General features: G+C 68.3%; 18 protein-coding genes. All 18 read right to left on the bottom strand.

Features of this window, described 5'->3' with window-relative positions:
* Window position 1: 1 nt before the first annotated feature.
* Window positions 2-433: a transcription antitermination factor NusB gene (gene nusB, locus IPK85_16995; GenBank protein MBK8249077.1), complete on the bottom strand. Its 432-nt coding sequence runs from the start codon at window positions 431-433 to the stop codon at window positions 2-4.
* Window positions 414-893, bottom strand: coding sequence for a 6,7-dimethyl-8-ribityllumazine synthase (locus IPK85_16990; protein MBK8249076.1), 480 nt, complete (start codon window positions 891-893; stop codon window positions 414-416). Before IPK85_16990 ends, nusB begins: the two co-directional genes overlap by 20 nt.
* Before the next feature lie 6 nt (window positions 894-899).
* Entirely contained in the window at window positions 900-2,105 is a 1,206-nt protein-coding gene (locus IPK85_16985; GenBank protein MBK8249075.1) for a bifunctional 3,4-dihydroxy-2-butanone-4-phosphate synthase/GTP cyclohydrolase II, read from the bottom strand.
* A gap of 10 nt (window positions 2,106-2,115) precedes the next feature.
* Window positions 2,116-2,715 carry a riboflavin synthase gene (locus IPK85_16980; GenBank protein MBK8249074.1) on the bottom strand — a complete coding sequence of 200 codons (600 nt, stop codon included), beginning with the start codon at window positions 2,713-2,715 and terminating at the stop codon, window positions 2,116-2,118.
* A gap of 2 nt (window positions 2,716-2,717) precedes the next feature.
* Window positions 2,718-3,806 carry a bifunctional diaminohydroxyphosphoribosylaminopyrimidine deaminase/5-amino-6-(5-phosphoribosylamino)uracil reductase RibD gene (gene ribD / locus IPK85_16975; GenBank protein MBK8249073.1) on the bottom strand — a complete coding sequence of 363 codons (1,089 nt, stop codon included), beginning with the start codon at window positions 3,804-3,806 and terminating at the stop codon, window positions 2,718-2,720.
* A gap of 36 nt (window positions 3,807-3,842) precedes the next feature.
* Window positions 3,843-4,835 (bottom strand): hypothetical protein, encoded by a 993-nt coding sequence (locus IPK85_16970; protein MBK8249072.1) that lies wholly within the window; start codon window positions 4,833-4,835, stop codon window positions 3,843-3,845.
* Window positions 4,832-5,857, bottom strand: coding sequence for a phosphoribosylformylglycinamidine cyclo-ligase (locus IPK85_16965; GenBank protein ID MBK8249071.1), 1,026 nt, complete (start codon window positions 5,855-5,857; stop codon window positions 4,832-4,834). Before IPK85_16965 ends, IPK85_16970 begins: the two co-directional genes overlap by 4 nt.
* Before the next feature lie 8 nt (window positions 5,858-5,865).
* On the bottom strand, window positions 5,866-6,783 hold the full coding sequence (locus IPK85_16960; GenBank protein MBK8249070.1) for a sugar kinase: 918 nt from the start codon (window positions 6,781-6,783) through the stop codon (window positions 5,866-5,868).
* Between the two features lie 65 nt (window positions 6,784-6,848).
* Complete coding sequence (locus IPK85_16955) at window positions 6,849-8,492, bottom strand: arginine--tRNA ligase (GenBank protein ID MBK8249069.1); 1,644 nt, start codon at window positions 8,490-8,492, stop codon at window positions 6,849-6,851.
* Window positions 8,489-8,821, bottom strand: a complete 333-nt coding sequence (locus IPK85_16950) for a zinc ribbon domain-containing protein (GenBank protein ID MBK8249068.1) — start codon at window positions 8,819-8,821, stop codon at window positions 8,489-8,491. The genes IPK85_16955 and IPK85_16950 overlap by 4 nt, the downstream gene beginning before the upstream one ends.
* Before the next feature lie 180 nt (window positions 8,822-9,001).
* The gene (locus tag IPK85_16945) at window positions 9,002-10,597 is read right to left on the bottom strand and encodes a methylmalonyl-CoA mutase (GenBank protein ID MBK8249067.1); all 1,596 of its coding nucleotides are present in this window, start codon (window positions 10,595-10,597) and stop codon (window positions 9,002-9,004) included.
* A 115-nt stretch (window positions 10,598-10,712) separates the two neighbouring features.
* On the bottom strand, window positions 10,713-11,729 hold the full coding sequence (gene fbp / locus IPK85_16940) for a class 1 fructose-bisphosphatase (protein MBK8249066.1): 1,017 nt from the start codon (window positions 11,727-11,729) through the stop codon (window positions 10,713-10,715).
* 2 nt (window positions 11,730-11,731) lie between these two features.
* Window positions 11,732-12,145: a hypothetical protein gene (locus tag IPK85_16935; GenBank protein ID MBK8249065.1), complete on the bottom strand. Its 414-nt coding sequence runs from the start codon at window positions 12,143-12,145 to the stop codon at window positions 11,732-11,734.
* Window positions 12,115-14,301 (bottom strand): DNA internalization-related competence protein ComEC/Rec2, encoded by a 2,187-nt coding sequence (locus IPK85_16930; protein ID MBK8249064.1) that lies wholly within the window; start codon window positions 14,299-14,301, stop codon window positions 12,115-12,117. The genes IPK85_16935 and IPK85_16930 overlap by 31 nt, the downstream gene beginning before the upstream one ends.
* A 21-nt stretch (window positions 14,302-14,322) precedes the next feature.
* Window positions 14,323-14,616 (bottom strand): late competence development ComFB family protein, encoded by a 294-nt coding sequence (locus IPK85_16925; protein ID MBK8249063.1) that lies wholly within the window; start codon window positions 14,614-14,616, stop codon window positions 14,323-14,325.
* Window positions 14,617-14,734: 118 nt separating this feature from the next.
* Window positions 14,735-16,069, bottom strand: a complete 1,335-nt coding sequence (gene miaB / locus IPK85_16920; GenBank protein MBK8249062.1) for a tRNA (N6-isopentenyl adenosine(37)-C2)-methylthiotransferase MiaB — start codon at window positions 16,067-16,069, stop codon at window positions 14,735-14,737.
* Window positions 16,066-16,686 (bottom strand): hypothetical protein, encoded by a 621-nt coding sequence (locus IPK85_16915; GenBank protein ID MBK8249061.1) that lies wholly within the window; start codon window positions 16,684-16,686, stop codon window positions 16,066-16,068. Before IPK85_16915 ends, miaB begins: the two co-directional genes overlap by 4 nt.
* Window positions 16,631-17,293: a hypothetical protein gene (locus IPK85_16910; GenBank protein MBK8249060.1), complete on the bottom strand. Its 663-nt coding sequence runs from the start codon at window positions 17,291-17,293 to the stop codon at window positions 16,631-16,633. Before IPK85_16910 ends, IPK85_16915 begins: the two co-directional genes overlap by 56 nt.
* Window positions 17,294-17,297 lie beyond the last annotated feature (4 nt).

Genomic DNA, 17,297 nt, shown 5'->3' with positions numbered 1-17,297 from the left:
GTCAGAGCCTCCCGAGGCGCCGCGCGATCGTGTCGAGGACCCCGTTGACGAACTTCGCACTCCCGGGGCTGGCGAAGCGTTCCGTCAGGTGCAGGGCTTCCTGGATGGCGACGAGCGGCGGGACCTCGCCCCGGATGAGTTCGGCCGTCGCGAGGCGAAGCACCGCGCGCTCGATGGCCCCGATGCGCTCCATGCGCCAGTTGTCGGCGGCGGCCACGATCGCCGCGTCGATCTGCTCGCGGTGGGCCTCCACCGTCCGCATCATCGGCCCGGCCAGCTCGCGAACCTCCGCTGAGAGGGCAAGGTCGTCCCAGAGCCGCATCGCGGCATCGCCGATCGACATCGATCCGGCGGCTTCCCATGCGTAGAGCGCCTGCAACGTGCGCGCGCGCGCCTGCCGGCGCAGCCGAACCTCACTCCTCGTCAGTGGCATCCAATCGCTCGAAGAGGTCCGACATTTCCAGGGCCGCGAGGGCCGCGTCCCATCCCTTGTTCCCGTGGCTGCCACCCACGCGCGCCTCGGCCTGTTCCATCGTGTCGCATGTCAACAACCCGAAGCCGACGGGCGTCTCGTATTCCTCGGATGCCTGTGCGATGCCGCGGGCGGCTTCTCCGGCCACGTAGTCGAAGTGGGGGGTGTCGCCGCGGATCACCGCGCCGAGGGCCACGAGCACGTCGTAGCGTCCCGTGCCCAGGAGCCGTCGGGCGGCCACCGGAAGCTCCCACGCCCCGGGCACCCAGACGACATCGATGTCATCAAGTGCCACCCCGTGGCGCACCAGCGCATCCAGGGCGCCATCCACCAGCCGGCGCGTGATCGTCTCGTTGAACCGGGACACCACGACGCCAACCCGCGCCCCGCGTCCCTCAGGAGTTCCTGCGAATTCAGCCATGCGAGTTCACGCGAGGTGGCCCATCTTGGTGCGCTTGACTTCCAGGTAGCCGGCGTTGTCCTCGGTGGCCGGCGCCTGGATCTTCACCCGGTCCACGATCTCCAACCCGTATCCGTTGAGTCCCTTGAGTTTCATCGGGTTGTTAGTCAACACCCGAATCGAGCGCAGGCCAAGGTCGAGGAGGATCTGCGCACCGATGCCGTAGTTGCGCAGGTCCGACTTGAAGCCGAGCTTCTCGTTGGCCTCCACCGTGTCATGGCCCTCGCCGTCCTGCAAGGCGTAGGCCTTCAGTTTGTTGATCAACCCGATGCCGCGCCCTTCCTGGTCCAGGTAGACGACCACCCCACGTCCTTCGGCGGCGATCATCTCCATGGCGGTATGCAGCTGCCATCCGCAATCGCAGCGACGCGAGTGGAAGACGTCGCCCGTGAGGCACTTGGAGTGCATCCGCACGAGCACCCCGTCCTCGCCCGCGACGTCGCCGTACACGATGGCCACGTGCTCGCGGTCATCCACCGCATTGCGGTACCCGACGATGCGCCAGCCATCGCCACCAATATCCGAGGGAAGCCGCGCCTCGGCCGCTCGTTGCACCAGGCGCTCATTCTGGAGCCGATGGGCCACGACGGCCGCCACGGTGATAAACGTGTAGCCACGGTCTGCCGCGTACGTCGCCAGGGCGTCGCGACGCATCGGTTCCCCGTCGTCCCCGAGAATCTCGCAAATCACCCCGGCGGGCTGGAGGCCGGCCAGGCGGCACAGGTCCACCGCCGCCTCGGTGTGCCCGACGCGTTGAAGCACACCGCCAGAGCGGGCGCGCAGCGGGTTCACATGTCCGGGACGGCGCAGGTCTTCCGGGCCTCGGGTCGGGTCGGCCAGGAGCCGGATGGTGGTCGCCCGGTCACTCGCGCTGATCCCCGTGGTGACGCCGTATTCCGCGGCCCCGTCCACGGTGACCGTGAAGGCCGTTTTCATGGCCTCGGTGTTCTCGAGGCCCTGCATTGGGAGTTCGAGCTGGGCCACCCGCTCAGGTGTCAGCGAGACGCAGATCATACCCATGGCGCGGAGCATGACGTTGACCATGTCCGGGGTGATCAGCTCGGCCGCACAGATCAGGTCCCCCTCGTTTTCGCGGTCCTCGTCGTCGGCGACGACGATGAACTTGCCTTGCCGGAGGTCTTCCAGTGCCTGCGTGACGGTGCCGAATGCCATGGATGGCAACCTAATCAGCCGGGAGCCGGGGCTGCAGCAGCCGACGGACATACTTGCCGATGACATCCGCCTCCAAGTGGACGCGATCCCCCGGACGGAGGGCACCCAGGGTCGTATGACGCAGGGTGTGGTCGATGATCGAGAGCTGGAGCGTACGCGGCGCAGGGAGCGCGTTGACCGTTAGGCTCACGCCGTCCACGGTGATCGAGCCGTGCGGGACGAGCAAGTCGTCGACCTCCGGGGGCACCGAGACGTCGATCAGCCAGGCGTCCCCATGGGCCTGGGCGGCCGTGACGACCCCCACGCCGTCCACGTGCCCCTGGACGATGTGACCGCCGAACCGATCCGTCGCACGCATCGCCCGTTCGAGGTTCAGGCGGGTCCCTTCCCCCCACTGGTCCATGGTCGTGCGCCCGAGGGTTGTGACCACGGCGGCCACGGTGAACCAGCCCGTCCCATGTTCGCGGACCGTGAGGCACGCCCCATGGCAGGCAATGCTTTCCCCAACGGCGAGCCCGTCATAACCACACCGCACCGTGAAGGTCCGGCCCGCCTCGGTGTCCGTGGCGGCCGCGATGGTGCCCACGTCGTCGACCAGTCCGGTAAACATCGTCAGTCCTCCCGGACGGCGTAGGTCGTGGCAATATCATCGCCGAGGATCTCTCGGGTGATCACGCGCCACCGCGGCGCCGCTTCCGCGCGCCGCGCCGTGACCCGGCTAAATGCGCCCAGCGAGCCTGCGCCGAAGACGGTCGGCGACTGCACGAGGATGAGGCGATCGACGAGGTCCGCCTCGAGGAGCGACGCGGCCACCCCCGCGCCCCCCTCGACGAGGATCGACCGCAGCCCCCGCGCGCCTAACGCGTCCATCACCTCGTGGAGGTCGCCTCCGACGACCACGTCCACCCCGGCCTGACGCAGGCCGTGTTCGTACCCCGGATCCATGTCGTACGCGGTGACCACGACCGGCCCCTGGCGAAGCGAGTTCGCAAGCGTGGATGTCAACGAGAGCCGCCCGTTGCGGGAAAACACGATTCGGGTCGGCGGCACGCGGGGCGCCGGGCCGTCTCGCACCGTCAGCTGCGGGTCGTCGATACGCACCGTGGCCATTCCGACGGCCACCGCATCGTGCCCGGCGCGCAGCTGGTGGGCGAAGCGCCGCGCCGCCGGTCCGGTGATGCGGCTGGTGGTGTGCGTTCCATCAGCGATCGCGGCGTCGAGGGTGATCGCCATCTTGAGCGTCACCCAGGGACGCGACCGCGTGTGGCTGGTGAGGAAGGCCGCGTTGAGTTCGTGCGCAGCGGCTTCGCCCACCCCCGTCGCCACGTCGACACCGGCCGTCGCCAGGCGCTCCAGTCCACCGGAGGCCACGGGATTGGGATCGCGCACGGCCACCACGACCCGCGCGATGCCCGCCGTGAGGATGGCGTCTACACAGGGCGGCGTCTTTCCCTGGTGCGCACACGGTTCGAGCGTCACGTACAGCGTGGCCCCACGGGCGCCTTCGCCAGCGGCCCGCAGGGCGACCACCTCGGCGTGCGCCTCACCGAATCGGGCATGATAGCCCTCGCCGACGACGCGATCGCCCTGGACGACCACCGCACCGACCAGCGGATTCGGCGCGACCTGTCCCCACCCCAGCCGGGCCAGCTCAACGGCACGCGCCATCCAGCGCCCGTCCACTCCGTGCAGGTCCGTCACCCGTGTTCGTGGCTCCGCCGGTGTGGCATGGCGCGCCTAGAACCGCAGGCGAAAGCCCACCGACGCGTACTCGAGTGCGTCGTCGGCGCGCGTGCTGCCAAACGTGTTGTACGTGGAGATCTTCCCACCACTGATCCGGCCGTATTCCCCAATCAGCGAAAACACCGGCAGGCGGAGGGCAACCGATCCAAAGGCGTTGTCCCGGGTGAGGGACTGGATCGCCGCAATCGGACCGGCCGTATAGGTCACCCCGCTGCGCACGACGCTCACGTCGGCCACGGCGGACACTTCGGTCTCGTCCTGTCCGAACCCGGCGCTGAGCGCCACGAAGCCGAGGTTCTTCCCGATGACCGCACGCCACGCCGTGGTTTTTGCCAGAAAGTCGTTCACGTTGAGCTGGTCGCTCCCCGGAGTCGCCACGAGGTCCAGGCGCGGCAGATTGCGCTGCAGCCAGGTCACGGCGATCCCGGGAGAAAACGACGTCTCCTGGACGACCGACACGCGCGCCCCGAATCCGACCTTCACCGACCCATCGGGTAGCGAAAGGCGCACATCGGTCTCGTTCACCGAGGGGAGGTAGGCGAGGTTGAACAACGCGTCCACGGCGAGGGCCTGCGTTCCCCCGATGTAGACTCCCGGAAAGACGCCGAGGGCAGCGTCCACCACCGGGACGGGCAGGATCTGTTCTTCCGGTGTGTAATCACTCACCACCGCCCCATTGGTGGACGGCGTGACAGCCTCCACGTTGGGCAGCCGACCGCGCACGGCGTTCACCCGGACGCCGACCGAAAATCGACCCGCGCCCCCGCGCGACGAGTGCTCACCCAGGGCCGCATTCCCGCCGGTGATCGCGCCGGCAAGCTGCGGGGCCATGTACTGGAAGAGGTCGATCGCCTTCTGGCAGGCGTCCTGTGAGGCGCGCTGGGTGGCCGTCGCACCCCGGCACTGGCTATCGACGGTGGCACCCTGCGCCGCGCCGGTGCGAGCCAGCGCCATCGTCGCGAGAACGAAGTACGGAATCAGCTTCATGCAGACCCTCCGGTGAGGCGGACAGTTCCTGTCCCAGGGACGACGGCCCCCAGGCGCCAGGCACGCACACCCGCCGTCGCCGCGGCGGCGAGCACCCCTTCCACATCCCCCGTCTCGACAATCGAGACCGCCCCAACCCCCATGTTGAACGCGCGGAACATCTCCATTCGATCCACCCCGCCGGCCCGTTCGAGCTGGGTGAACAGGTTCGGGATCTCCCAGCTGCTGAGGTCGACGACGGCGTCGAGGGTCGACGGAAGGGCACGGTTCAGGTTTCCCGGGAGGCCCCCACCCGTGATGTGCGCCAGCGCATGCACCTGCCCGAGTACTGGCCGGACGGCGGCCAGGTACGAACGATGGATCCGCAGCAACACGTCGGCGGTAGAGGCACCACGTTCGCCGGGGAATGGGTCCTGGACTCCGAGCCGCATCCGCTCAGAGACAATGCGTCGGGCCAGCGAGTACCCGTTGGTGTGCAACCCCGAGCTCTCGTAGCCGATCAGCACGTCCCCCTCGCGGACGCGTTCCGCGCCAATGGCCGCGTCCGCTGCGACGACGCCGACAATGAACCCCGCGAGGTCATAGTCCGGCGGCGTGTACAGTCCGGGCATCTCGGCCGTCTCGCCCCCGATGAGGGCACAGTCGTTTTCGCGGCACCCGGCGGCGACGCCAGCGACGACCCCCTCGACCACGGCCGGCACCAGTGCGCCGAACGCGACGTAGTCCAGGAAGAACATCGGCGTCGCCCCCTGCGCGAGGATGTCGTTGACGCAGTGGTTGACCAGGCAGTGGCCGATCGTGTCGTGCCGTCCGGCCTCGATCGCCACCTTGATCTTCGTCCCCACTCCATCCGCGCTGGCCACGAGCACGTTGCCCGGAGCTCCTGGGGCCTGGAACATTCCGCCAAACGATCCAAAGCCTCCGACACATCCGGCCGTGCGCGTCGACTCCACCAGTCGCTGGATCCGCCCCTTGGCGTCATCCGCCGCGTGGAGGTCGACCCCGGCACTCCGGTAGTCCAGACGGTCGCTCACGCCGGCATCTCCTCCTCGAAGGCCACCAGGCGTCGGAACTCGTCGAGGCGATTCCGGATGTCGGTGGGATCAATCTCGAGCAGTCGCCCGATCGAGAAGCGCTCCACGGCAAACGATCCCATGGTGGAGCCGTACACCACGGCCCGCCGCAGGTGTGCCTCATCCAGCTTTCCGGTGCGCGCCAGGTAGCCGATGAAGCCGCCCGCGAAAGAGTCGCCCGCCCCGGTGGGGTCGAAGACGTCCTCCAACGGGTACGCCGGAGCAAAGAAGACCGTCGAGCCGGTGAACATGAACGCGCCGTGTTCGCCCTTCTTGATCACCACGTGCTTGGGGCCACGCTCGAGGATCCAGCGTGCGGCTTTCACGAGGTTGGACTGCTCGGTGAGCTGGCGGGCCTCGCCATCGTTCAGCAACAGGACGTCCACATGCTTCAGCAACTCGACCAGGTCGGCGCGTCGGCTCTCGATCCAGAAGTTCATGGTATCGCACGCCACCAGGCGGGGCCGCTCGACCTGCTTGAGGACCTCCAGCTGCAGGCGAGGGTCGATATTCGCCAGGAAGACAAACGGCGCCTGCCGGAAGGCCGCCGGGATCTTGGGGCGAAAGTGCGAGAACACCCCCAGCCGCGTCTCCAGGGTCTCGGCCGAGTTGAGGTCATGCCGGTAGCGACCGCGCCAGCGAAAGGACTCGCCGTCGGCCTGCTCGAGCCCGCCCAGGTCCACGCCGCGCGCGCGCAGCGCCTCCAGCTTCTGGACCGGGTAGTCGGAACCGACCACCCCGACCAGTTGCACCGGGGTGAAGTGGGAGGCCGACGCCGCGAAGAAGGTGCCGGACCCACCCAGCACTTCGTCGGCCTTGCCGAACGGCGTCTCCACGGAATCGAGGGCAACGGATCCTACGACGAGGACAGACATGGAGCGAGGAAAGGGGCGGAGGAAGTCGCGTGGAACGCCGTGGGTGGTGCGCCGGGCACCCGGACCTACATGCGCTCGGGAGCAGTGATGCCTAACAAGTGCAAGCCGTTGTGCAGGACGACCTGCGCGGACCGTGCGAGCACCAGCCGAGCCGCCCGTACGGCGTCGGCCTCCCCGAGCACATGGTGCTTGTGGTACCAGGTGTGGACGAGGCGTGCCGTATCGAGGAGGTACGACGCCACGAGATGCGGCGCCCGCGAACGAGCTGCCGTGGCGAGCAGCGCGGGATAGCCGAGCAGGGCCTTGACCAGCTCGCGTTCATCGTCGCTGTCGAGCACGGCGTAGTCGACCCCGGCCCCGTGGATCGTCGACGGGTCCACCTCGCCGACGCGAAAGATCCCGCAGAGGCGCGCGTGCGCCATCTGGATGTAATACACGGGATTCTCCTCGCTCTGCGAGCGCGCCAGCTCAACGTCGAAGACCAGCGGCGACTCCGACTTGCGCATGAGGAAGAAGTAGCGCACCGCGTCACGGCCCACTTCGTCGATGAGATCACGCACGGTCACGTAACTGCCCGCCCGCTTGGAGATCTTCACCTCCTCGCCGCCGCGCATCACCGTGACCATCTGGTGCAGCTCGTATTCCGGGTATCCCTCGGGGATCCCCATCTCGAGGGCCTGCAGCCCGGCGCGCACGCGCGTCACCGTGCTGTGATGGTCCGCGCCCTGGACGTTGATGGCGCGGTGGAAGCCACGACGCCACTTGGTGACATGGTAGGCGACGTCCGGCAGGAAGTACGTATACGTCCCATCCGACTTCCGCATCACGCGGTCCTTGTCGTCGCCGTAGTCCGTCGTGCGCAGCCAGAGGGCCCCATCCTTCTCGAAGGTATGGCCGGCTCCCTGCAGCATGGCGACGGTCGCCTCAACCTGGCCGTCGGTATACAGCGACGACTCCAGGTAGTACACATTGAATTTCACCCCGAACGCCTGCAGGTCCAGGTCCTGTTCATGACGGAGGGCCGCGACGCCAAAGGTGCGCAGCTGATCGAGGTTCTCCCCCCGCGCGTCCTCCGGGTGGGCCGCGACGTAGGCGCGCGCGATATCCCCGATATACTCCCCGTGGTATCCCCCCTCGGGGATCACGAGCGGCATCCCGGCCAGTTCGCGGACGCGCGCCTGGACGCTCAAGGCGAGGTTGGCGATCTGGACGCCCGCATCGTTGTAGTAGAACTCGCGGGTCACCGTCCACCCGGTGGCCTCCAACAGGGCGGCGACGGCATCGCCTAACGCGGCCTGCCGGCCATGCCCCACGTGCAGCGGCCCCGTCGGGTTGGCCGAGACAAACTCGACATTGACGGGCGCCCCCTGCCCCTCGGTCGAACGGCCGTACTGCGCACCGGTGCTAATGATCTCGGCGAGTCGAGCCGCCTCGGCCCCCGCCGCCATCCGGAAGTTGATGAACCCCGGCGGCGCGACATAGGCCTCGCGGACCCCTGCAGCCGCCACGTCCAGGCGCGCCACCAGGTCGTGCGCGATGTCCAGCGGCTTGCGACGCAACACCTTGGCGAGGGCCATCGGGGCGTTGGACGCCCAGTCCCCAAATGACGGATCGCGCGGACGCTCCAGGTGGGCCGCAAAGTCGGCCGCAGCGCCCAGGTCCACCGCCGCGCGGGCGATCGCGCCGCGGAGCATCTCCTCCGCGCTCATTCGCTCCCGCCCGAACTACCCGATGCCGGGGCGGCCTTCGTGGGTTCCGCCTTGGCCGGTGCCGCGTCGGCCTTGGGGGTGTCAGCCTTGCTCGAATCGGATTTCGCGGCCTCGCCTTTCGACGCCTCCCGCTGGTCCTTCTTGCCGTCTTTCCCGTAATCGGTGATGTAGAACCCTGACCCCTTGAAGATCAGCCCGGCACCGCCGGAGATCATCCGCACCGCCTCCCCCTCGCCGTTGGGCACGGGGATGGTGGCGGGAACCTCACTGATCTTGAAGATGCGCTCGACGATGGTGCCGTCGGGGCAGCGAAACTGGTACGTCGGCATTCCCGAGATTCGTTGCAAGTGGTGGACCGCAAATAACTTAGCCGCGCCAGAAGGCCGGTGGTAGCGCGGGGACCTCACATCCACCCGCGGCATCATGTCGCCAGGGGTCCCGCCCGGAGCGGGATGCGCCATCCCCCGCGACAGGAGGTCCAAAAACCAAGCCCGGAGGCGCCGCCCGACTCAGCCCGGGCGGTGCTCGCCCCAGGCGCCCCGCAGGCAGTCCGAGATCTCGCCCACCGAGGCCCGCGCCCTGACGGCATCGATGATCAGTGGCATGAGCGCCGGCCGCACGGCTCCGGGAGCCCCCGCAGCGGTCCGCAGCAGGTCCAGCGCGCCGCTGAGCGCTGCGGCATCCCGACGCCCCTTTACCACGCGCACGCGAGCGACCTGCTCCGACTCCAGCGCTGAGAAATCCGGCGTGGGAATCACCGGCGGCTCCTGCCCGTCCCCAAATCGGTTCACCCCCACAACCACCGACTCCCCCGACTCCACCCGCAATTGGTGGGCGTAGGCGCTGCGCGCGATCTCTTCCTGGAAGAACCCCTGCGCGATCGCCGCGACGGCACCGCCCAACGTGTCGACCTTTTCCACCAGGGCCGTGGCCTGGCGCTCGAGTTCGTCCGTCAACGCCTCGACGAAGTACGAGCCGGCCAGTGGGTCGACGGTGTTGGCCACCCCGGATTCGTATCCCACCACCTGTTGGGTGCGCAACGCGAGGGTCGCCGCGTCCGCGGTCGGGAGGGCCAGCGCCTCGTCGTAGCCATTCGTGTGGAGGGACTGCGTCCCGCCTAACGTGGCCGCCAGAGCCTGCACCGTGACGCGAACGACATTGTTCAGCGGCTGTTGGGCCATGAGGGTCACCCCACCGGTCTGCGTGTGGAAGCGCAACCGGGCGCTGGCGTCGCTCGCCCCAAACCGCTCGCGCATCAGGCGCGCGTACATCCGTCGGGCGGCCCGGAACTTCGCGACCTCCTCGAACAGGTCGTTATGCGCGGCAAAGAAGAACGAGAGCCGCGGCGCAAAGGTGTCCACGGCCAGGCCAGCATCAAGGGCACACTGCACATAGGCCAGGGTGTTGGCCATCGTGAAGGCCAGCTCCTGCACCGCGGTGGCCCCGGCTTCCCGGATGTGGTACCCGCTGATCGAAATCGGATTCCAGTCCGGCACCTCGGCCGCACAGAAGCGAAAGATCTCGGCGATCAGCTGCAGCGACGGCGCGGGCGGGTAGATGTACGTCCCGCGCGCGATGTACTCCTTGAGCAGGTCGTTCTGGATCGTGCCACTGAGCTTCGCGCGTGCGATCCCCCGCTCCTCCGCCACCACGAGGTACATGGCCAACAGCGTGGACGCCGTGGCATTGATCGTCATCGAGGTCGACACCTGGTCGAGCGGAATGCCGTCGAGGAGGGTGTGCATGTCCTCGACGGTGTCGATCGCCACCCCTACGCGACCCACCTCGCCGAGCGCGCGCGACGAGTCGCTGTCGATCCCCATCTGCGTGGGAAGGTCGAAGGCGACCGAGAGCCCGGTTTGTCCGGCGGCCAACAGGTGCTTGAAGCGCTCATTCGTCTGCGCGGCGGTGCCGAAGCCGGCGTACTGGCGCATGGTCCACAAGCGGCCGCGGTACATCGTGGGCTGCACACCGCGCGTGAATGGCCACTGCCCCGGAGTGCCCAGGCGCTCGGCCAATCCAGGGCCGACGTCGGCCTCGCTGTAGGCCACCTTGAGGGGAATCCCAGCCGGCGAAAGCCGCTCGCTGGACGCAGGTTTGGTCATGCGGGGAGGATAATGGGGAGTCCGTGCATGCGGGTCGCGGGCACGGGGAAGATGACGGGGGGCGGCCGCCGCTGTCGGCGATCGCCCCCCGGCCCTTCCATCCCGCGGGTGCGGCTCAGGCGACGCGTTTGGCGAGCATGTCCTTCGCCGTCTCGATGTCGTCGGCACTACCGATGAAAAGCGGGGAGCGCTGGTGCAGCTCGGTGGGGATGACATCCAGGATGTCGTTGATCCCATCAGTGGCGGCCCCACCGGCCTGCTGCACGATGAACGCCAGCGGGTTGCACTCATACAGCATGCGGAGCTTGCCCCGCGGCGACTGCGTGTTGGCGGGATAGGCAAAGACGCCACCGCCGAGCAGGTTGCGATGAAAGTCGGCGACCAGGGAGCCCACGTACCGCACGTTCATCGCCTTCTGCTGCCCGTCGAGGCCGCGGTAACGACGCATCAGCGCCTTCACCGGCTCATCCCAATACTGCTCGTACGAGTCGTTCACGCTGAGGTAGCGCCCGCGCCGTGGGGTCTTGATGTCCGGATGCGACAGGAGGAACTCGCCGATGGACGGATCGAGTGTGAAGCCATGCACCCCGTGCCCCGTGGTGTACACCATCATGGTGCTGGAGCCGTAGATGATGTAGCCGGCCGCCACCTGCCGACGCCCGGGCTGCAGCACGTCCTCCAACTCACCGTGCACCCCTCGCGTGATCTTCCGCATCACCGAGAAGATCGTGCCGACGGGCACATTCACGTCGATGTTTGACGACCCATCCAGCGGGTCGAAGCACAGCACATAGTTGCCGCACTTGAACTGGTCGGGAATCGGGATGATCTCCGGCTCCTCTTCCGACGCCATGGCACACAAGCGACCACCGTGGTCCATCGCCTTCACGATGGTCTCGTTGGCAAACACATCGAGCTTCTGCTGGATCTCGCCCTGCACGTTCTCGGAGTCCAGGGCGCCAAGAATGTCGACCAGGCCCGCGCGCCGCACCTTGTTGGTAATGAGCTTGCCGGCGAGGGCAATGTCCTGGAGGATCCCCGACAGCTGGCCTGTGGCCTGGGGGAAATTCCGCTCTTGCTCGATGATGAAGCGCTCGATCGTGACGACCGACGTCGCGGTGTGCTTGACCACGTTCAGGGATCCTCGTTCCAGGGAGAGTCGACCAGACGACGGTCGAGTCGACGTGCGGCGAATTGACGAGCATCCACCTCGAACCGATTCGCCAGGTACCCGCGCCGGGCCGACTCCCACCAATATCTGAGGGGAAAGGCCCGGAATGCCTCAAACTGCCGGACGTGGGCAAGCTCGTGCAAGAGTAGTTCCGCAGTTATGGCGGCCCCAACGCCCAGAAAGACCGTCCGGCGGACCGTGATACCGGCCACACTGCCCTGTCCAAGGAACCACCCCCCCAGCCGCGGCAGCAGCCCGCCGCGCCGGAGACGCATCACCGCCAGCTCCGGGAACTCCCTGACGAGCACCGTCGGCATTGCCTCCACCCGGCCGAGGACCAGCTCGATCAGGGCCCGCGGTAGCGCCAATACCCCCATTCCGTTCGTACCTCCAGCGAGTGCCCGTCCGACGAAAGGACGATCGTCCCCTCGTCGTCCGTTCGCAACACATGGGTGCCGAGCGCGTCGAGCCGCTGCAACACCTCGACGGAGGGATGCCCGTAGTCGTTGTCGCGACCGACCGAGATCACGGCGACGCGGGGCGTCACCGCTTCAAGGAAACCGGGTGACGAACTCGATCGACTCCCGTGATGTCCCACCTTCAACACGGTCGCGCCCAGCGCGTCCCGACCGTGCGACAGCAGCCATTGCTCCGCACCGGCCTCGGCGTCACCCGTCAGCAACCACCGCTGTGCCCCGAACTCGACGCGCAGCACGACGCTGGCCTCGTTAGGGTTCTCCTGTGACTCGCGCCACGGGCGAGACGGCGCGAGCACACGCACCACCACCCCATCCAGCCGCAGGGAATCGCCGGCAGACAATACCCCCCACGGCCGCCGTTCGCGCGAGCGCCAGTCGACATACCCCCTGTTGGCGTGCGCCCCACCCTCCCACACCGAATCGACCGCCAGGGGCGAGAGCACCCCGGGCACACCCCCGTAGTGGTCCAGGTGCGGGTGCGTGATCACCTGGTGCACCACATCGCCACCAAACCGCCGAATGTAGGGGGCGACGGTGCGCCGACCGGCGTCGCCGCCGTCCCACGACGGTCCCGCGTCGACCAGGATCCAGCGCCCGCGCGGTGTGCGGATCGCCAACGCATCACCCTGCCCCACGTCAATCACGTGCATCTCCACCCGCCCGTTGCCGCGCGGAATCACTCGGGCCCATGTCGCCCCAACCACACCGACGAGGAGGATGGTGATCCCCCACCGCACCTCACGCATGGCCCCGGCCAGGACGAGGCCGGTGGCGACGATCACCAGGCAGGTGGCCGTGAAGGCGTCCGGCGACACGCTGACCGTGGCGAACGGCACCAGCGCCCCCAGGCGGGCGACGACGTTGATGAGGGCCAGTGCGCCCCGCGCGGCATCGACCACCAACCCGATCACCGCCTCGGGAACCCAGGAAAGCACGACGGCCAGGAACAGCAACGGTTGGGCGATGTTGAAGAGCGGCGCGGCGGCGAGGTTGGACACAACGGCGGCAATGCTGATGCGACCAAAGGTCCACGCGACAATCGGGGCGCTCACGATCGTGGCAATCCCGGTCGCCACCGCGCCCTCGACGAGGTAGCGCACCATCGGCCTGCGCAAGCGAAGCGACTCCACCAGTCGGCCAGACGCCACCAGCCCGGCCATCCCCACAACCGAGAGCTGCCACCCAAGGTCCGTGACGACGTGCGGGTCGACCAGCGAGATCCCGCTCCCCACCCCCCAGACTGCCCACACGGCGGGTGGACGTTGCTGCCAGCGGGCCATCAGGGTCCACGCCGTCATCACCGCAGAACGCACGGCGGGGGGCGGCCACCCGATCCAGGCCACATAGGCGAGGAGCACGGCCAACGCCGCCGCCTCCGCGCGCATGCGCGGCCAGCCGAACGCCCCAAACGCCCCCACGAGTGCCCCGGCAATGATCGATACGTGCAGCCCGGAGACCGACACCATGTGAATGATCCCCGCATCCGCCCACCGGGTGCGCAGCTCAACATCGAGGTCATATTGCTCCGCCAGCACCAGCGCGCGCACCAGCGCCCCATCCGCACCAAACAGCTGGTCGATCCGCGTACCCACGCGGGCACGACTGCGGGCGATGAGCCCCGGCGGCTCGAGCACCGTGACGCTACGGCCGCGGATCGCGAGGGTCCCGCCCGCGCGGCGCACACTCCCTTCGACGCGAAGCACGCTTCCGGCCGCTGCCGCCGCGCGCGCGGTGACCCGGACACGAACGCCGCACGGCTCCAGCGCGCGGGCCCCGGCACTCTTCCCGGTCCGCAAGGGCTCCAGGAGTCGCACCTCGACAACCCCACCGCGCAACATTGCGGCGCGGCACCCCGCATCGATCCGCGCGGTCTCCCGACCGGTGGCCAGGGCGAGCCCCATCGTGAGGGCAGCCAACCATCCTTCGGGACGCCGCCTCGCACACCCAGCGATCGCGAGGAGGGTGGCGACGACCAGCCCGACCACCAGTCGCCCGCCGATGGCAAGCCACAGACCGCTCGCATACGCGAGGAACACCACGGTGATGAGGGGCACGGGGCACTCCGGCCCCGGGGACTACCCGCTGTGCACAGCCTCTGGCACGAGCGGCGCATGTCGCGGATGCGCGTGCACCCGCCGCATCGCGTCGATCATGACCACCGACAACTCCGCTCGCACCTGCCACTGTGACAACGCCACGCGGGTGACCGCGGAGCCAACCGGCGACCCGCTGATGTAGCGTGGTCGGATCTTGTTGAGCGCGTGCGTGATGGCATCATCCCGGCATTGCAGGCACGAACAAAATCCCGCATTGCGGCGGCGCAGCTGCTCGAACACGTCGGCAGCGATTTCCTCAAGCGCGTTCTTCATGGCGAGGTCAGCAACATCAGCAGGACGATCTCGCCCGGGGATGGGACACGCCGTGCGCCCGGATGCCTCCCGGGTGTGACGGATCGCACAGGCACCGGGGCGCCCGGGCCAGTGTGCTTCAGCCGACCGGCAGCTCCTTCCGCGCGGCGACTCGCGTCCCGGTGAACGTCGAGCCCGTCGTCCCCGTGAGTTCCACATTGAGGTATTGGCCCAACAGCTGGTCGTCGCCACTCACGAGGACGGTCTTGAAGTCGCGTGATCGCGCCTGCATCAGGTCCCCACGACGCGCCGCCTTCTCGACGAGCACCTCGCGGCGCTGGCCGAGCAGGCCGAGGTTGCGCTGACGCGACCCGGCGCGCACGACGGCGATCAACCTTGCCAGCCGCTCGGAGGCCACCTCATCCGGCACCGTCAATTCCGCCGGCATTCGCGTGGCCGGCGTGCCTTCGCGCGCCGAAAACTTGAAGGTGTACCCGTCGTCAAAGCCGACCTGCTGCACGACCTCCAGGGTCTCGATGAAGTCCTCCTCGGTCTCCCCCGGAAAGCCGACGATGATGTCGGTCGTGATGGCCAGGTTGGGAATGGCCTCGCGCAGTCGCGAGACACAGGCGAGGTATTCCTCCCGCGTGTACCGACGCAACATCCGCTTGAGCACCGACGTGGACCCGGACTGCAGCGGAAGGTGCACGTGCTCGCAGACCGCGGGCACCTCGGCCATCGCCGCGATCACCCGGTCGGAGAAGTCGTTCGGGTGCGGGCTGGTGAAGCGCAACCGACGGAGTCCCGGTACCGCGCCAACTGCGCGCAGCAGGTCGGCGAAATCATGGGTGCCATCATGGAACGAATTGACGGTCTGCCCGAGCAGCGTCACCTCGGTGATGTCGTCGGCCACCACCTGCTCGGCCTCGCGCACCGCGTCGGCCAGCGCTCGACTGCGCTCCGTCCCGCGCGTGAACGGCACGATGCAATAGGTGCACTTGTAGTCGCAGCCCCGCTGCACCGGGATCCAGGCCCGCACCTTGTCGAGCCGACGCGGGGAAAAGTCCTCGTAGTGTTCCTCGAGGTCAAAGGTCGTCTCGACGGACCGGTCGCCGGCCCGGGCACGCGCCACCAGCTGCGGCAACGCGCGGTACCCATCCGGCCCAACCACCATCGACACGTGCGGCGCCTGCGTCAGCAGCTGCGGTCCCAGGCGCTGGGCCATGCACCCCGTCACCCCGACGACACTCCCCGGCTTCATGGAGCGCTTGAGCTCGCCCAGGCGACCGATCACCCGTTGTTCGGCATGGTCTCGGATGGCACAGGTGTTCAGCAGGATGACATCCGCCGCCTCAGGCGCGTCCACAGGCGCATAGCCCTCAGCCGCCAGCTTGCCGAGCATCAGCTCGGTGTCGCTCACGTTCATCTGGCAGCCGTAGGTCTCGATGTAGACCGTGGCGCGGGGGTCGGTCATGGCGCGATCGGGGTGGCCTGCAGGGTTCCGTCTTCGAGCTGCAACCGGGCGGAGAAGCGCTCGCCGCGCCCACGGGGTGGCCCCGCAACGCGGACGGTAAGGTAATCCTCCGTGAGCCCCTGTTGCCCGGCTCCGCGGACCAGTACGACATCGGCCGCGCCCCCCGCTCGCCGCTGTGCATACTCGCGTGCCTTTCGGTCACCGAGTCGCCGCAGCTCGGCGGCCCGCGCACTCGCGACCTCCGGGGACACGTGATCTCCAAGGGCCAGCGCAGCCGTTCCGGGGCGAGGGGACCAGGGAAAGACATGGAGGTAAGAGAACGGCAGCGCTTGCACGAGGTTGACCGTCGCGGCGTGGTCGGCCTCCGTCTCGCCCGGAAAGCCGGTGATCACGTCGGCCCCGAGGCCAAAGGCGTCCCGTCCACCAACCACTGCCTCCACGGCCGCGCGATAGGAGGTCGCGGTGTACCAATGCCGTCCCATGCGCTTGAGGATGCGGTCCGAACCGGATTGCAGCGGGGCGTGCAGGTGCGGGGCGACGCGTCCGCGTTCCTCAAGACACTCACGCAGCGAGCCGTCCACCTCGCTCGCCTCCACCGACGACAGGCGGAAGCGCACGCTGGGAACCGCCCGCACCAGCTGCTTGCAGCAACAGACCTAACGAGGACCCGTGCTCGCGTCCCCAGTGGCCGATATGGATCCCGGTCAGCACGATTTCGGGATGGTGGGTCGCGAGGGCCTGCGCCTCGCGCACCAGCTCCGGGGCCGGTCGGGATCGATGCTCACCGCGTGCAAGGGTCGTCGCGCAGAAGGTGCAGTGTTCGCCGCACCCATCCTGGATCCGGAGGAGGGCGCGCGCCCCCGTCTGCTGCGCCGGCCGCTGCAGGGGAACGGGAAGACTGAGCGCCTCGGCAATACGCGAGAGATCCGCCCCAGCCACCAGATGGCTCACGCCGGGCAGCCCGGCAATGGTCCCGTCATCGATCGCGGCCGCACATCCCATCACCACGGTGCGGAGCCCGGGCGATTGACGGGCGCCCCGGCGCACCTGCTGCCGCAGGTCCGCCACGGCGTCACTCGTGACCGCACAGGAGTTGAGGACCGCGACGTCCGCCTCGGACATGGACCCCACGATCGTCGCACCGCCGTCGTGCACCATCCCGCGCACCAGCTCGGTGTCGTACTGGTTGGCGCGGCAGCCGAAGGTGTGCAGGTAAACCTTCACGTGG

The sequence above is a fragment of the Gemmatimonadota bacterium genome (assembly GCA_016712265.1).
GTDB lineage: Bacteria > Gemmatimonadota > Gemmatimonadetes > Gemmatimonadales > Gemmatimonadaceae > RBC101.
This window is presented reverse-complemented; position numbering and strand designations above follow the sequence as displayed.

Excerpts from the sequence above, each read along its gene's own strand:
- IPK85_16945 (MBK8249067.1), bottom strand. The coding sequence starts at position 10,597 with ATGACCAAACCTGCGTCCAGCGAGCGGCTTTCGCCGGCTGGGATTCCC.
- IPK85_16950 (MBK8249068.1), bottom strand. The coding sequence starts at position 8,821 with ATGCCGACGTACCAGTTTCGCTGCCCCGACGGCACCATCGTCGAGCGC.
- IPK85_16970 (MBK8249072.1), bottom strand. The coding sequence starts at position 4,835 with ATGAAGCTGATTCCGTACTTCGTTCTCGCGACGATGGCGCTGGCTCGC.
- IPK85_16980 (MBK8249074.1), bottom strand. The coding sequence starts at position 2,715 with ATGTTTACCGGACTGGTCGACGACGTGGGCACCATCGCGGCCGCCACG.
- nusB (MBK8249077.1), bottom strand. The coding sequence starts at position 433 with ATGCCACTGACGAGGAGTGAGGTTCGGCTGCGCCGGCAGGCGCGCGCG.
- IPK85_16925 (MBK8249063.1), bottom strand. The coding sequence starts at position 14,616 with ATGAAGAACGCGCTTGAGGAAATCGCTGCCGACGTGTTCGAGCAGCTG.
- miaB (MBK8249062.1), bottom strand. The coding sequence starts at position 16,069 with ATGACCGACCCCCGCGCCACGGTCTACATCGAGACCTACGGCTGCCAG.
- IPK85_16985 (MBK8249075.1), bottom strand. The coding sequence starts at position 2,105 with ATGGCATTCGGCACCGTCACGCAGGCACTGGAAGACCTCCGGCAAGGC.
- IPK85_16960 (MBK8249070.1), bottom strand. The coding sequence starts at position 6,783 with ATGTCTGTCCTCGTCGTAGGATCCGTTGCCCTCGATTCCGTGGAGACG.
- IPK85_16990 (MBK8249076.1), bottom strand. The coding sequence starts at position 893 with ATGGCTGAATTCGCAGGAACTCCTGAGGGACGCGGGGCGCGGGTTGGC.
- IPK85_16935 (MBK8249065.1), bottom strand. The coding sequence starts at position 12,145 with ATGGGGGTATTGGCGCTACCGCGGGCCCTGATCGAGCTGGTCCTCGGC.
- IPK85_16955 (MBK8249069.1), bottom strand. The coding sequence starts at position 8,492 with ATGAGCGCGGAGGAGATGCTCCGCGGCGCGATCGCCCGCGCGGCGGTG.